The organism is Limnobacter olei, assembly GCF_029087225.1.
Classification (GTDB): domain Bacteria; phylum Pseudomonadota; class Gammaproteobacteria; order Burkholderiales; family Burkholderiaceae_B; genus Limnobacter; species Limnobacter olei.
The window spans coordinates 1-15,375 of record NZ_JARFJD010000038.1; the positions used below are offsets into that span (position 1 = coordinate 1).

Here is a 15,375-nt window from a genome sequence, read left to right on the forward strand (position 1 = left end):
CTCAAACTTTTCTTTTGCCATTGCAAATACCTCTTTTCAGTTCTTTAATTTCAATTATTTGGCGCGGGCGCTAATAACAGCGTCAGCAACGTTTTTGGGAGCTTCGCTGTAGTGCTTGAATTCCATGCTGTACGTTGCGCGGCCCTGTGTCAGGGAACGCAATGTAGTGGAATAACCAAACATTTCAGCCAGGGGAACTTCAGCCTTGATTGCCTTGCCACCACCAGGAATGTCATCCATACCCTGAACTACACCGCGACGTGAGGACAAATCGCCCATCACAGTACCGGCGTAATCTTCTGGTGACTCCACTTCAACAGCCATCATTGGCTCAAGCAGCACAGGACTTGCGCGGCGCATACCTTCCTTGAAACCCATGGAGGCAGCGATTTTAAACGCCGTTTCGTTGGAGTCAACGTCGTGGTACGAACCGAAGTGCAATGCCACTTTCACGTCAACAACCGGGTAGCCAGCCAACACACCATTGCTCAGTGATTCCTCGATACCCTTCTGTACAGCAGGAATATACTCGCGAGGAACAACACCACCCTTGATTTCATCCAGGAATTCAAAGCCCTTGCCAGCCTCGTTCGGCTCAACGCGCAAAACCACGTGACCATATTGACCACGACCACCCGACTGACGAACAAACTTGCCTTCAACTTCCTTGACGGTGTTGCGGATGGTTTCGCGGTAGGCAACCTGTGGCTTGCCCACGTTGGCCTCTACACCAAACTCGCGCTTCATGCGATCCACGATAATCTCGAGGTGCAATTCACCCATACCGGCAATGATTGTTTGACCAGACTCTTCGTCGGTGCGAACACGGAACGAAGGATCTTCAGCCGCCAAACGACCCAAGGCGATACCCATTTTTTCCTGATCGGTCTTGGTTTTTGGCTCTACAGCCTGCGCAATCACTGGCTCTGGGAACACCATGCGTTCCAGAGTAATAATTGCAGAAGGATCACAAAGGGTTTCACCCGTAGTCACATCTTTCAAGCCCACGCATGCCGCGATGTCGCCAGCGCGAATTTCTTCGACTTCCTGACGGTTGTTGGCATGCATCTGAACGATACGGCCGATACGCTCTTTCTTGCCACGCACTGGGTTGTATACAGAGTCACCCTTGTTCAGCACACCGGAGTACACACGAACGAAAGTCAACTGACCCACGAATGGATCGGTCATCAACTTGAATGCCAAAGCAGACAATTTTTCCTCGTCATTGGCATGACGAACAATCGGCTCTTCATCTTCATCCGTACCGGACACTGGCGGAATATCCACTGGTGAGGGCAGGAAATCAATGACCGCATCCAGCATACGCTGAACGCCTTTGTTTTTAAACGCTGTACCACACAGCATCGGCTGAATCTCAGTCGAAATAGTACGCGTGCGAATACCGAAGATAATTTCTGCTTCTGACAAGCTACCTTCTTCAAGGTATTTGTTCATCAGCTCTTCAGAGGCTTCAGCAGCAGCTTCCACCATTTGCTCGCGCCACTTGTCAGCCTCGGCTTTCAATTCGGCTGGGATTTCACGGTAATCAAACTTCATGCCCTGAGATGCTTCATCCCAATAGATAGCCTTCATCTTGATCAGGTCAACCACGCCTTGGAATTTTTCTTCCGAGCCGATAGGAATCACGATGGGCACTGGGTTTGCGCGCAAACGCAGACGCATTTGTTCAACCACCTTGAAGAAGTTGGCACCGGTGCGGTCCATCTTGTTCACAAAGGCTAAGCGAGGCACTTTGTATTTGTTGGCTTGACGCCACACGGTTTCAGATTGAGGCTGAACACCGCCAACCGCACAATAAACCATGCAAGCGCCGTCGAGAACACGCATGGAACGTTCAACTTCAATGGTGAAGTCAACGTGCCCAGGGGTGTCGATGATGTTGAACCGGTGCTCTTCGTAGGAATTGTCCATTCCTTTCCAGAAGCAAGTTGTGGCAGCAGAAGTGATAGTAATACCACGCTCTTGTTCCTGCTCCATCCAGTCCATAGTGGCCGCACCGTCGTGCACTTCACCAATCTTGTGACTTACGCCTGTGTAAAACAGAATACGTTCAGTCGTGGTGGTTTTTCCGGCATCGATGTGCGCGGAAATACCAATGTTACGATATCGCTCAATGGGCGTCTTACGAGCCATTTGCTACTCCAGTTAAATTTAGAATCGGAAATGCGAGAAGGCTTTGTTGGCTTCAGCCATGCGGTGCACTTCATCACGCTTCTTCATCGCACCACCGCGACCTTCGGCTGCTTCGAGCAGCTCACCTGCCAGGCGAAGGTCCATGGACTTTTCGCTACGCTTCTTGGCTGCTTCACGCACCCAACGCATGGCCAGAGCCAAACGACGTGAGGGACGAACTTCCACCGGAACTTGGTAGTTCGCACCACCGACGCGGCGAGACTTCACTTCAACAACTGGCTTTACGTTGTTGATCGCGGCGTTGAACACCTCGAGTGGGTCTTTACCAGCTTTCGTTGAGATGCTGTCAAAAGCACCGTAAATAATGCGTTCGGCAACAGCTTTCTTGCCAGACAACATGATGACGTTCATGAATTTGGCTACTTCTGTGCTTTGAAACTTTGGATCTGGCAGCACTTCTCTGCGCTGCACTTCGCGACGACGTGGCATCTTGACTATTCCTTTATCTTCAGCGTGGGCAATCCCACTTATGCATCTGCTTACTCGACACACCAAATGTGTGCCGCACGGAATGCGGTTTTAAATCGACCAGTGTAAAAAATCACTTGGCCTTATTGCTTAGCCCAATTACTTGGCCTTGGCAGCTTTTGGACGCTTCGAACCATACTTGGAACGAGCTTGCTTACGATCCTTAACGCCTTGCAAGTCAAGTGAGCCACGCACGATGTGATAACGCACACCAGGCAAGTCTTTCACACGACCGCCACGGATCAACACCACTGAGTGTTCCTGCAGGTTGTGGCCTTCACCACCGATGTAGGAGATCACTTCGAAGCCGTTGGTCAGGCGAACTTTGGCCACTTTACGCAGCGCAGAGTTTGGTTTTTTTGGAGTTGTTGTGTAAACACGAGTACACACGCCACGCTTTTGAGGGCAATCCTCAAGCGCGGGGCTTTTGCTCTTCATGGTCACACTGGTGCGTGGTTTACGCACTAGCTGATTAATGGTTGGCATAGTTCCAGTTCCGGTTAAAAAAAACAAAAGGGCTACGGGCGTGCCCGCAGCCAATTTAGCCCGCGATTGTATTCCAAAACACAAGCGCGGGTCAATGAACAAGGTGATGTTTTACTATCACCTTTCATATTTCTGTCAACAACTTAGGCTTCGTCAGAACCCTCAGAGGCTGGCAGATTGAACAGGGCCTCGGCTTGTGCGCGAGGATCATGTTCGGCTTCCATCAGGCGCAACTCTTCTGCTTCGCGCCCTTCTTTGTCCTTGCGAGCCTTGTGGAAGGCCATACCGGTACCAGCCGGGATCAAGCGACCTACAATCACGTTCTCTTTCAGACCACGCAATTCGTCGCGCTTGCCCATGATGGCGGCTTCGGTCAGTACACGGGTTGTTTCCTGGAAGGAAGCAGCCGAGATGAACGAATCGGTCGACAAGGACGCTTTGGTAATACCCAGCAAAATATTTTGGTAAGTTGCTTCACGCTTGTTTTCACTGCGCATTTTGTCGTTTGCATCCAACAGTTCAGAGCGCTCAACTTGCTCGCCTGGGATGAAACCTGTTTCGCCGGGATCATCCACAATGACGCGACGCAACATTTGTCGGACGATCACTTCGATGTGTTTGTCGTTAATCTTAACGCCTTGCAAACGATAAACGTCCTGAACTTCATCAACGATGTAGCGAGCCAGGGCCTCAATACCCAACAAACGCAAAATATCATGCGGATCGGCTGGGCCATCCACAATGGATTCGCCTTTGTTGACCACCTGACCGTCATGCACCAGCACGTGCTTGTCCTTGGGAATCAAGAACTCGTGAGACACACCGTCAAGGTCGGTAATGACCAGACGCTGCTTGCCCTTCGTGTCTTTACCGAAAGAAACCGTACCCGTGACTTCGGCCAACATGCCGGCATCTTTGGGCGAACGGGCTTCAAACAGCTCAGCCACGCGCGGCAGACCACCGGTAATGTCTCGAGTTTTTTGGCTTTCCTGGGGAATACGCGCCAAAACTTCACCCACAGACACATCTTGGTTGTCGCGCACTGTAATCAAGGCACCAACCGGGAAGCTGATGTTTACAGAATGATCAGAACCAGCGATCTTGACTTCGTTGCCCTGCGGGTCGATCAACTTCACCTGTGGGCGCTCTCCCTTGCTACCGGCCGTACGACGCTTCGCATCAATAACAACCAGGGTAGACAAACCGGTCACATCGTCGATCTGCTTGGCTACGGTTGCACCCTCTTCGATATTCTCGAAGCGGATTTTACCGGCGTATTCGGTCACGATTGGGCGAGTCAAAGGATCCCAGGTTGCCAACATCGCGCCAGCTTTGACCTGGTTACCATCCAGCACGGCCAATGTGGCACCGTAAGGTACCTTGTGACGCTCACGCTCGCGGCCAAAGTCGTCAGTGATCAGCACTTCGCCAGAGCGGGAAATCACGATTTGCTCGCCCTTGCCGTTGGTCACATAACGCATGGTGGCAGTGAAACGGATTACGCCGTTTGATTTGGCCTCAATACTGGACACTACCGCAGCACGTGACGCAGCACCACCAATGTGGAACGTACGCATGGTCAACTGTGTACCTGGCTCGCCGATGGACTGCGCTGCAATAACACCAACAGCCTCACCGTTGTTGACCAGATAGCCGCGGCCCAAGTCACGGCCGTAACACTTGGCACACAGACCGTAACGTGTCTCGCAAGACAGCGGCGTGCGCACACGCACTTCGTCGATACCCAAGTGATCGATCAACTCAACCGCGTCTTCGTCTAGCAACTTGCCCACTTCAAACACAGTTTCCTGGGTTTCGGGATTAACCACATCAGACACCACAACCCGACCCAAAATACGATCGCGCAATGCTTCAATGACTTCACCACCTTCAACCAGGGCTTTCATGGCCACGCCGTTGGAAGTACCACAATCGTCTTCCACCACGACCAAGTCTTGAGTCACATCAACAAGACGACGCGTGAGGTAACCGGAGTTCGCGGTTTTCAAGGCCGTGTCGGCCAAGCCTTTACGAGCGCCGTGTGTTGAAATGAAGTACTGCAACACGTTCAGACCTTCGCGGAAGTTCGCGATGATCGGTGTTTCAATGATTGAGCCGTCTGGCTTGGCCATCAGACCACGCATACCTGCCAACTGACGGATCTGCGCAGCAGAACCACGGGCACCGGAGTCGGCCATCATGTAAATCGCGTTGAACGACTCCTGACGAACTTCATTTCCGTTGCGGTCAATTACAGGCTCGGTGGCCAGCTGTTCCATCATGGCCTTGCCCACCTGGTCGCCTGCTCGGCCCCAGATATCAACAACCTTGTTGTAACGCTCACCCTGAGTCACCAGACCGGATGTGTACTGGGATTGGATTTCTTTCACTTCGGCTTCAGCGGCAGCGATGATGACCTGCTTCTGGGCCGGAACTACCATGTCGCCCATCGCAATCGAAATGCCGCCACGGGTCGCCATGCGGAAACCAAACTGCATCAGCTTGTCTGCAAAAATCACGGTTTCACGCAGACCACAGCGACGGAAAGACGCGTTGATCAAGCGGGAAATTTCTTTCTTCTTCAAAGGACGATCAATGAAGGAGAAAGGCAGACCTGGAGGCAGAATTTCAGACAGCAAGGCACGACCTACCGTTGTTTCATAACGCGTGCGCTTGGATGTTTTTTCACCAGTTTCCTTGTTCACATCGTATTCGGTGATGCGAACAGTCACGCGAGTGGCCAGTTCAACTTCTTTGTTGTCGTAAGCGCGGTTTGCCTCGCTGACGTCGGAGAACATGATGCCTTCATTGCGACCATTCACCCGGTCACGGGTGGTGTAATACAGACCCAACACGATGTCTTGTGAAGGAACAATAGAAGGATCGCCGTTGGCCGGGAACAATACGTTGTTGGAGGCCAGCATCAGCGTACGTGCTTCGATCTGGGCTTCCAGAGACAAAGGCACGTGAACCGCCATTTGGTCACCGTCAAAGTCGGCGTTAAACGCAGCGCAAACCAGCGGGTGCAATTGAATGGCCTTGCCTTCAATCAACACGGGCTCGAAGGCCTGAATACCCAAGCGGTGAAGTGTTGGCGCACGGTTCAACATGACCGGATGCTCGCGAATCACTTCTTCCAGAATATCCCATACGATGGGTTCCTGGTTTTCAACAAACTTCTTGGCTTGCTTGATGGTGGTCGCAATGCCCATCACTTCCAAGCGGTTGAAAATGAAAGGCTTGAACAATTCGAGCGCCATCAGCTTGGGCAAACCACACTGGTGCAGTTTTAGCTGTGGACCTACTACGATCACGGAACGACCGGAATAGTCCACGCGCTTGCCAAGCAAGTTTTGACGGAAACGACCGCCCTTGCCCTTGATCATGTCGGCCAATGATTTCAATGGGCGCTTGTTGGCACCAGTCATGGCCTTGCCGCGACGACCGTTGTCGAGCAATGAGTCAACGGCTTCCTGCAACATGCGCTTTTCATTGCGCACGATGATGTCAGGGGCATTCAGTTCCAGCAAACGCTTCAAGCGGTTGTTGCGGTTGATCACGCGACGGTACAGATCGTTCAGGTCGGATGTCGCAAAGCGGCCGCCATCCAGCGGAACCAATGGACGCAATTCGGGTGGAAGCACGGGTAGTACTTCCAGAATCATCCACTCGGGCTTGATGCCAGACTTTTGGAAACCTTCCAGCACTTTAAGGCGCTTGGCGATTTTCTTGATCTTGGCTTCGGAATTGGTGGTACCCAACTCGTCGCGCAGTGTGGTGACTTCGCGATCGATATCGATAGACTTCAGCAGTTCCTTGATGCCTTCAGCACCCATGAACGCGACGAAGTCATCACCGTACTCTTCCTGCTTGGCGAGGTAATCTTCTTCGGTCAATAACTGCGCGCGTTTCAGCGGCGTCATACCGGGCTCAACAACCACGAAACCTTCGAAGTACAACACGCGTTCGATGTCCCGCAGGGTCATGTCCAGCACCATGCCCAAACGGGATGGCAGTGACTTCAGGAACCAGATGTGCGCAACGGGCGAGGCCAAGTCGATGTGACCCATGCGCTCACGGCGCACTTTGGCCAGGGTGACTTCAACACCGCACTTTTCGCAGATAACACCACGGTGCTTCAGGCGTTTGTACTTGCCGCACAAGCATTCATAGTCTTTGATTGGGCCAAAAATCTTGGCACAAAACAGACCATCGCGCTCGGGCTTAAAGGTGCGGTAGTTGATGGTTTCTGGCTTTTTAACTTCACCGAAAGACCACGAACGGATTTTGTCGGGCGATGCGATCGCAATCTTGATTGCGTCGAACTGCTCGTCTTGCTGGACCTGTTTAAACAGATCTAATAAAGCTTTCATTTAAATACCTCCGTCGCGACCGATCAATTACGGTCCAGATCAATATCAATACCGAGTGAGCGGATTTCTTTCACGAGTACGTTGAAAGATTCCGGCATACCGGCATCGATCGTGTGATCACCTTTGACCAAATTCTCATACACCTTCGTACGACCATTCACGTCATCTGACTTCACAGTCAACATTTCCTGCAGCACGTACGATGCGCCATATGCTTCCAACGCCCACACTTCCATCTCACCGAAGCGCTGACCACCAAACTGGGCTTTACCGCCTAGTGGCTGCTGCGTGACCAGAGAGTATGGTCCGGTTGAACGGGCGTGCATTTTGTCGTCAACCAAGTGGTGCAGTTTCAGCACGTGCTTGTAGCCAACCGTGACCTTGCGGTCGAATGCATCACCAGTGCGACCGTCATAGAGGGTCACTTGAGTTTTGGACTCGTTAAAGCCCAAAGCCTGCATGCGTGGGTCTTCGTCTGGGTAAGCCAAACGAAGCATTTCAAGAATGTCTTCTTCATTCGCACCGTCAAACACGGGCGTGGCGAAAGGCATGCCCTTGGTCAGGTTCTTGCCCATATTGATGATTTCCTGATCAGTCAGGGAATCGAGATCAACAGTGGTACCTGTGCCGTTGTACACCTTGTGAAGGTATTCACGCAGACGAGCTACGGCATTCTGTTCACGCAGCATTTCATTGATGCGATCGCCAATACCCTTTGCAGCCCAACCCAAGTGGGTTTCCAGAATTTGACCCACGTTCATCCGTGAAGGAACACCCAAGGGGTTCAATACGATGTCCACGGGACGACCATCGGCCATGTGTGGCAAGTCTTCCACTGGAACGATCTTGGAGACCACACCCTTGTTACCGTGACGGCCAGCCATTTTGTCACCTGGCTGCAAGCGACGCTTGACTGCCAGGTACACCTTGACCATTTTCAAAACGCCTGGTGGCAGTTCGTCGCCTTGCGTCAATTTCTTGCGCTTTTCTTCAAATGCCAGATCAAACTGGTGACGCTTGTCTTCAATGGACTTCTTAAGTGTTTCGAGTTGACCAGCTGCTTCTTCTTCCGCCAAACGAATGTCGAACCAGTGATGGTGATCCACTTCTTTCAAGTATTCAGTCGTGATCTTTGTGCCCTTGGCCAGCTTGGCTGGACCACCATTGGCCACTTTGCCAACAAGGAAACGCTCGATACGGCTAAATGCATCAGCTTCAACAATACGCATCTGGTCGTTCAGGTCGAGGCGATAGCGCTTCAGTTCGTCATCGATGATGGACTGGGCGCGCTTGTCACGCACAATACCTTCGCGTGTGAACACCTGGACGTCAATCACGGTGCCTGTCATGCCGGAAGGCACGCGCAGGGAGGTGTCTTTCACGTCAGATGCTTTTTCACCGAAAATCGCGCGCAGCAATTTTTCTTCAGGTGTCAGCTGGGTTTCGCCTTTGGGCGTGACCTTACCAACCATGACGTCGCCAGCCTGAACTTCAGCACCGATGTACACGATGCCTGACTCATCCAGACGTGACAGTTGCGCTTCGGACAGATTAGAAATATCACGTGTGATTTCTTCGGAACCCAGCTTGGTGTCACGGGCAACCACTGACAGTTCTTCGATGTGAATCGAGGTGTAGCGGTCTTCTGCAACTACGCGCTCGGAGATCAAGATTGAATCTTCGAAGTTGTATCCGTTCCAAGGCATGAACGCAACCAGCATGTTCTGACCCAAGGCCAGTTCGCCCAGGTCAGTCGACGCGCCGTCAGCAATTACATCGCCCTTGGCAATGATGTCGCCCTTGTTCACGATGGGGCGCTGGTTGATGTTGGTGTTCTGGTTGGAACGTGTGTACTTGGTCAGGTTGTAGATATCAACACCAACTGAACCCGATTCCACTTCATTGTCATTTACACGAATCACGATGCGGTTTGCATCGACATAATCCACAACACCGCCGTGGTCAGCAACAATGACGGTACCCGAGTCAACGGCCACAGTACGCTCAATGCCAGTACCCGCAAAAGGCTTTTCAGGACGCAGACATGGCACAGCTTGGCGCTGCATGTTTGCGCCCATCAAGGCACGGTTCGCGTCGTCGTGTTCCAGGAATGGAATGAGTGATGCGGCAACAGACACGATCTGGCCTGGTGCAACGTCCATCAGCTCCACGCCGGAAGGATCCATCAATTCGAATTCACCGGCCACACGACAGGAAACCAAATCACCGACCAGACGTTTCTTCTCGTCGATCTCCGCGTTCGCCTGAGCGATTACGAAACGGCCTTCTTCGATGGCTGACAGGTAAACGATTTCATCGGACACAACACCACCTTCAACCTTGCGGTAAGGTGTTTCCAGGAAGCCATACTCGTTCAAACGAGCAAACATCGCCATGGAGTTGATCAGACCAATGTTCGGACCTTCAGGTGTTTCGATCGGGCACACACGGCCGTAATGGGTAGTGTGAACGTCACGAACTTCAAAGCCTGCGCGTTCGCGGGTCAAACCACCTGGGCCCAAGGCCGAAACGCGACGCTTGTGCGTGATTTCAGACAGCGGGTTGGTTTGATCCATGAACTGGGACAACTGGGAGGAACCGAAGAACTCCTTGATTGCGGCAGAAATAGGCTTGGAGTTAATCAAGTCGTGCGGCATCAGGTTCTCGGCTTCGGCCTGACCCAAACGCTCTTTCACGGCACGCTCAACTCGCACCAAACCAGCACGGAACTGGTTCTCGGCCAATTCACCCACACAGCGAACACGGCGGTTACCCAAGTGATCGATGTCGTCGATTTCGCCGTTGCCGTTGCGCAAGTCAACAAGAATCTTGATTACGGCCAAGATGTCGTCGTCTTGAAGCACCATGGCGCCTTCCACTTCGGGACGGCCAACACGGCGGTTGAATTTCATGCGACCCACACGAGACAAATCGTAGGAGTCTTCGCTGTAGAACAGTCGGTTGAACAGCATTTCAACCGCTTCTTCCGTGGGCGGCTCGCCTGGACGCATCATGCGGTAAATTGCAACGCGGGCAGCAGTTTGATCTGCGGTTTCGTCGGTACGCAGGGTTTGCGAAATATAAGCGCCATGATCGAGTTCGTTGGTGAAGATGGTTTCAACCACTTTCACACCCGCGTCACGGATCTTGCCCATGATCTCTTCAGTGATTTCGTCGTTGGCAGAGGCCACAACTTCACCGGTGCTGGCGTCAACGATGTTCTTGGCCAAAGTGCGGCCAATCAGGAAGTCTTCAGGCACGGAAATCTTCTTCAAGCCCGCTGCTTCGATGTCGCGAATGTGCTTGGCGTTGATGCGCTTGTCTTTCTGAACCAGAACCTTGCCCGCTTTGTCAACGATGTCAAACTTTGCGACTTCGCCTTTCAAACGCGAGGTCACGAGGTCCATGGACGCACCTTCGGACTTGATTTCGAACTGGTCGAATTCAAAGAAAGTAGACAGGATTTGCTCATTGTTCATGCCGATGGCTTTGAGCAAAATCGTGACTGGCATCTTGCGACGACGGTCTACACGGAAATACAGGATGTCTTTGGGATCGAATTCGAAATCGAGCCAAGAGCCACGATAAGGAATGATACGGGCTGAGAACAGCAACTTGCCTGAGCTGTGGGTTTTACCACGGTCGTGTTCAAAGAACACGCCTGGTGAGCGGTGCAACTGAGACACGATAACGCGTTCGGTTCCGTTGATCACGAACGAGCCATTCTGCGTCATGAGCGGCAATTCGCCCATGTACACTTCCTGCTCCTTCACTTCCTTCACGGTTGGCTTGCTGGCCTCGCGGTCCAGAAGCACCAGTCGCACGCGCGCGCGGAGCGGCGAGCAGAAGGTCAGGCCACGCTGTTGACATTCTTTGACGTCAAAAGCGGGTTCGCCAAGTGCATATTGCACAAATTCGAGGCGAGCATAACCGTTGTGCGAAACAATCGGGAATACAGACTGAAATGCTGCCTGTAGACCTTGTTCTGCGCGCTTCTCTACCGGAACGCCCAGTTGGAGAAAGTCGGTGTAAGAGTCAAGTTGAGTGGTGAGAAGATACGGAACATCCAAAACTGGAGGCCGTTTCGCAAAGCTTTTGCGTATGCGTTTTTTCTCGGTGGCAGAGTAAGACATATTTTCTGTCCTGATGTCGAGCGGATTAAGCGATATGCATGTGATCTACACATGGCTTAACACACTCTAGTTTGTAATCGCTTTCTCAAGCGCAAAAAGCCCGGAGGCAAAAACCCCCGGGCAATTCAAAAACCGACATTACTTGACGTCGACTTTTGCACCAGCTTCTTCAAGTTGCTTCTTCACGTCGTCAGCTTCAGCTTTGGAAACGCCTTCCTTAACAGCTTTGGGTGCGCCGTCAACCAGGTCTTTCGCTTCTTTCAGGCCAAGACCTGTCAGAGCACGAACTACCTTAATTACGTTTACTTTGCTTTCGCCAGCAGCAGTCAGAATTACGTCGAATTCTGTCTTCTCTTCAGCGGCAGCAGCGCCACCAGCGGCAGGAGCAGCAGCAACTGCAACAGCAGCAGCAGCGGCAGAAACGCCAAACTTCTCTTCCATTTCTTTGATCAGTTCGGACAGTTCGAGTACGGTCATGCCAGCGATGGCGTCGAGGATTTCGGCTTTAGTTGCCATTTGAGTATTCTCCAGTTAAAAGTTTGATTCGGCTATCTTGAAAAAAGTTAAGCAGCTTGCGATTCTTTCTGATCACGAACGGCAGCAACACCGCGAACAAATTTCGTAGGTACTTCGTTGAGCGTACGTACGAATGTCGCGATAGGTGCTTGCATCGTGCCCAGCAATTTCGACAGAAGCTCATCACGACTTGGCATGGTGGCCAGGGCCTTCACACCATCTACACCCATCACCTGACCGGGCAGCGCACCGCCGGTCAGAACGAGCTTGTCGTTTGTCTTCGCGAAATTGACCAACACTTTGGCGGCTGCAACAGGATCAGAACTGATACCGTAAATCAGCGGGCCAGCCATTTTGCTGGACAGGCCTTCGAAGGCTGTACCGGCAATGGCTCGCTTTGCCAACGTGTTCTTCAGAACACGCAAATAAACACCTGCTGCACGAGCATCCTTGCGGAGCTGCGTCACACTTTCTACAGACAGACCACGATATTCAGCAACAACCACTGCTTGAGCGCTGGCCAGTTGACCAGTGATCTCTTCAATGACTGCTGCTTTTTCTTGGCGATTCAATGCCACGGTCTTTCTCCAAAAAGAAGCGCTTATTGCACTGTTTAAAACAGGCGACCGAAATCAAGCTTTGAACATACATTCATTACTTTTACTCGGGACCGCCATCTAGGTTGGATGGTTTTTTAAAAAATCAGGCCTAAAATACAAGCCCTCAATTTCCAACGGTCTTTGACAACCTGTGAGCCCTGACGAATCAGGAACCCACAGCCCAAAGTTCTTTATTGACCCAACACGGATGTTTGGTCAACGCGTACACCACCACCCATGGTGCTGGATACGGCAATCTTTCTCAGGTACACACCCTTGGACGATGCTGGCTTGGATTTGTTCAACGCGTCCAGCAAGGCAGACAGGTTGGACTTCAGCTTTTCAACGTCAAAAGAGGCACGCCCAATTGTGCAGTGAATAATGCCAGCCTTGTCGGTACGGAACTGCACTTGACCTGCCTTGGCGTTTTTAACCGCTGTAGCCACATCAGGAGTCACGGTACCCACCTTTGGGTTTGGCATCAGGCCACGTGGGCCGAGGATTTGACCCAAGGTACCCACAATACGCATGGTATCAGGGGAAGCAATGACGACGTCGAAGTTCATGTTGCCAGCTTTGACTTCAGCGGCAAGATCGTCCATGCCCACGATGTCAGCACCGGCAGCCTTGGCTTCCTCTGCTTTGGCCCCTTGGGCAAACACAGCAACACGTACTGTTTTACCAGTACCAGCTGGCAGAACCACTGAACCACGAACGACTTGGTCTGATTTACGTGCATCAACGCCCAACTGAATCGCTGCGTCCACAGACTCATCAAACTTTGCGGTTGCAGTTTCCTTGATCAGGCCCAAGGCCTGATCCACAGGGTATACGGCATTGCGATCAATTTTTGCGCGCAATGCTTGAGTGCGTTTAGACAACTTAGCCATTTATAGACCCTCCACCACAATGCCCATGCTGCGGGCTGAACCAGCGATGGTGCGTACAGCAGCATCCATGTCAGCAGCGGTCAGGTCAGGCATTTTTGTTTTTGCAATTTCTTCAGCTTGCTCACGAGTGATCTTGCCAACCTTGTCCAAATGGGGACGGGGCGAACCTTTCGTGATTTTTGCTGCTTTTTTGATCAACACGGTCGCAGGGGGCGTCTTCATGATGAACGTGAAGGACTTGTCTGCGAAAGCGGTAATCACCACTGGAATTGGCAAGCCTGGTTCCATGCCCTGTGTTTGGGCATTGAATGCTTTACAGAATTCCATGATGTTCAGACCACGCTGACCCAGTGCTGGGCCGATGGGTGGGGATGGGTTTGCCTTACCAGCCGGCACTTGCAGCTTGATAAAGCCAATGATTTTCTTGGCCATTGAAATTTCTCCGTGAGTTCAAACGCAGCGCTGAGCCGCTCCTCTTATTGCTTGAATTACCGTGCACCCTGTCAGCAATCAAATACAGGCGGCGGGAAAGCTTAATACCTTCAGATCAGACTTTTTCGACCTGATGAAAATCCAGCTCAACGGGTGTAGCACGACCAAAAATGGTGACAGACACACGAAGCTTGCTTTTCTCGTAATTAATTTCTTCAACGTTGCCATTGAAATCGGCAAATGGGCCCTCTTTGACACGAACCATTTCGCCCACTTCATACAACACTTTCGGACGCGGCTTCTCTGCACCCTCTTGCATTTGCTGCATGATTTTATCGACTTCCTTCTGGGAAATCGGCGTGGGGCGATTGCCCGTACCACCCACAAAACCAGTGACTTTTGGGGTGTTTTTGACCAAATGCCAAGAATCGTCAGTCATTTCCATTTCGACCAACACATAACCCGGGAAGAAACGGCGCTCGGAAATCGATTTTTGACCACCCTTGATTTCAACCACTTCTTCAGAAGGAACCAGGATTTGGCCAAACAAGTCCGAAAACTCGGAACGGTCAATGCGCTCCTGCAGTGCTCGCTGCACACTCTTCTCAAGTCCCGAGTAGGCGTGCACCACGTACCAGCGTTTTGACATTATATTGTCCACCCTAAAATCAGATCGTAGAACACCCACTCAAGCGTTTTATCCACCACAAGAAGATAGATCGACATGATCAACACGAACACAAAAACCACACCGGTCATTTGCATCCCTTCTTTGCGGGTGGGCCAAACAACACGCCTGGCTTCGTTTACGGAATCTTTGGCGAAACCCACAAACCGCTTGCCGGTTTGAGATAGCAGAAAACTGCCAATCGCCAGAACAACACCCAACAAGACAACGCCAAGGCGAATGAAGAAATCTTCTGCTGACAAAACCTGATAAGCCACCGCGCCACCGATTGCAAAGGCAATCGCCAGCACAAGCATCAGCTTGTCCTGCCCTGTAGATACTGTTTGAATGTCGTTTTGTGCCATATTCTTAAAATGTAAGCCGCCGCTGAATCGCTTCAGCGGCGACGGTCCTACCAAATTTGGCAGGGCAAGAGGGAATCGAACCCACAACCTTCGGTTTTGGAGACCGACGCTCTGCCAATTGAGCTATTGCCCTAAAAAACTCGAATATTACTTGGGGATTTTGGCAACTACGCCAGCACCCACTGTACGGCCACCTTCGCGAATCGCAAAACGCAGACCTTCTTCCATC

12 protein-coding genes and 1 tRNA gene are annotated in these 15,375 nt (G+C 51.8%); all 13 read right to left on the reverse strand.

Going from position 1 to position 15,375, the window contains the following annotated elements; translation table 11 throughout:
- Positions 1-54: 54 nt before the first annotated feature.
- Positions 55-2,157, reverse strand: coding sequence for an elongation factor G (gene fusA / locus PY990_RS15655; RefSeq protein WP_275272400.1), 2,103 nt, complete (start codon positions 2,155-2,157; stop codon positions 55-57).
- Positions 2,158-2,175: 18 nt separating this feature from the next.
- A complete protein-coding gene (rpsG, locus tag PY990_RS15660; protein ID WP_008253357.1) occupies positions 2,176-2,646 on the reverse strand; it encodes a 30S ribosomal protein S7 in 471 nt (156 codons plus the stop codon).
- A 138-nt stretch (positions 2,647-2,784) separates the two neighbouring features.
- Positions 2,785-3,171 carry a 30S ribosomal protein S12 gene (rpsL, locus tag PY990_RS15665; RefSeq protein WP_105028062.1) on the reverse strand — a complete coding sequence of 129 codons (387 nt, stop codon included), beginning with the start codon at positions 3,169-3,171 and terminating at the stop codon, positions 2,785-2,787.
- 143 nt (positions 3,172-3,314) lie between these two features.
- Positions 3,315-7,544, reverse strand: coding sequence for a DNA-directed RNA polymerase subunit beta' (gene rpoC / locus PY990_RS15670; RefSeq protein WP_105028061.1), 4,230 nt, complete (start codon positions 7,542-7,544; stop codon positions 3,315-3,317).
- Positions 7,545-7,567: 23 nt separating this feature from the next.
- Entirely contained in the window at positions 7,568-11,677 is a 4,110-nt protein-coding gene (gene rpoB / locus PY990_RS15675; protein WP_275272401.1) for a DNA-directed RNA polymerase subunit beta, read from the reverse strand.
- A gap of 138 nt (positions 11,678-11,815) precedes the next feature.
- Positions 11,816-12,193, reverse strand: a complete 378-nt coding sequence (gene rplL, locus PY990_RS15680) for a 50S ribosomal protein L7/L12 (RefSeq protein ID WP_105028059.1) — start codon at positions 12,191-12,193, stop codon at positions 11,816-11,818.
- Between the two features lie 47 nt (positions 12,194-12,240).
- Positions 12,241-12,771 carry a 50S ribosomal protein L10 gene (rplJ, locus tag PY990_RS15685; protein WP_105028058.1) on the reverse strand — a complete coding sequence of 177 codons (531 nt, stop codon included), beginning with the start codon at positions 12,769-12,771 and terminating at the stop codon, positions 12,241-12,243.
- 212 nt (positions 12,772-12,983) lie between these two features.
- Positions 12,984-13,682: a 50S ribosomal protein L1 gene (gene rplA, locus PY990_RS15690; protein ID WP_105028057.1), complete on the reverse strand. Its 699-nt coding sequence runs from the start codon at positions 13,680-13,682 to the stop codon at positions 12,984-12,986.
- Positions 13,683-14,114 carry a 50S ribosomal protein L11 gene (gene rplK, locus PY990_RS15695; RefSeq protein WP_105028056.1) on the reverse strand — a complete coding sequence of 144 codons (432 nt, stop codon included), beginning with the start codon at positions 14,112-14,114 and terminating at the stop codon, positions 13,683-13,685.
- 115 nt (positions 14,115-14,229) lie between these two features.
- A complete protein-coding gene (nusG, locus tag PY990_RS15700; RefSeq protein ID WP_008248014.1) occupies positions 14,230-14,763 on the reverse strand; it encodes a transcription termination/antitermination protein NusG in 534 nt (177 codons plus the stop codon).
- Entirely contained in the window at positions 14,763-15,233 is a 471-nt protein-coding gene (gene secE, locus PY990_RS15705; protein WP_275272402.1) for a preprotein translocase subunit SecE, read from the reverse strand. Before secE ends, nusG begins: the two co-directional genes overlap by 1 nt.
- Positions 15,204-15,279, reverse strand: a tRNA-Trp gene (locus PY990_RS15710). The genes secE and PY990_RS15710 overlap by 30 nt, the downstream gene beginning before the upstream one ends.
- Before the next feature lie 14 nt (positions 15,280-15,293).
- The coding region (locus tag PY990_RS15715) for an EF-Tu C-terminal domain-related protein (protein WP_461786815.1) at positions 15,294-15,375 on the reverse strand (82 nt) is incomplete at its 5' end.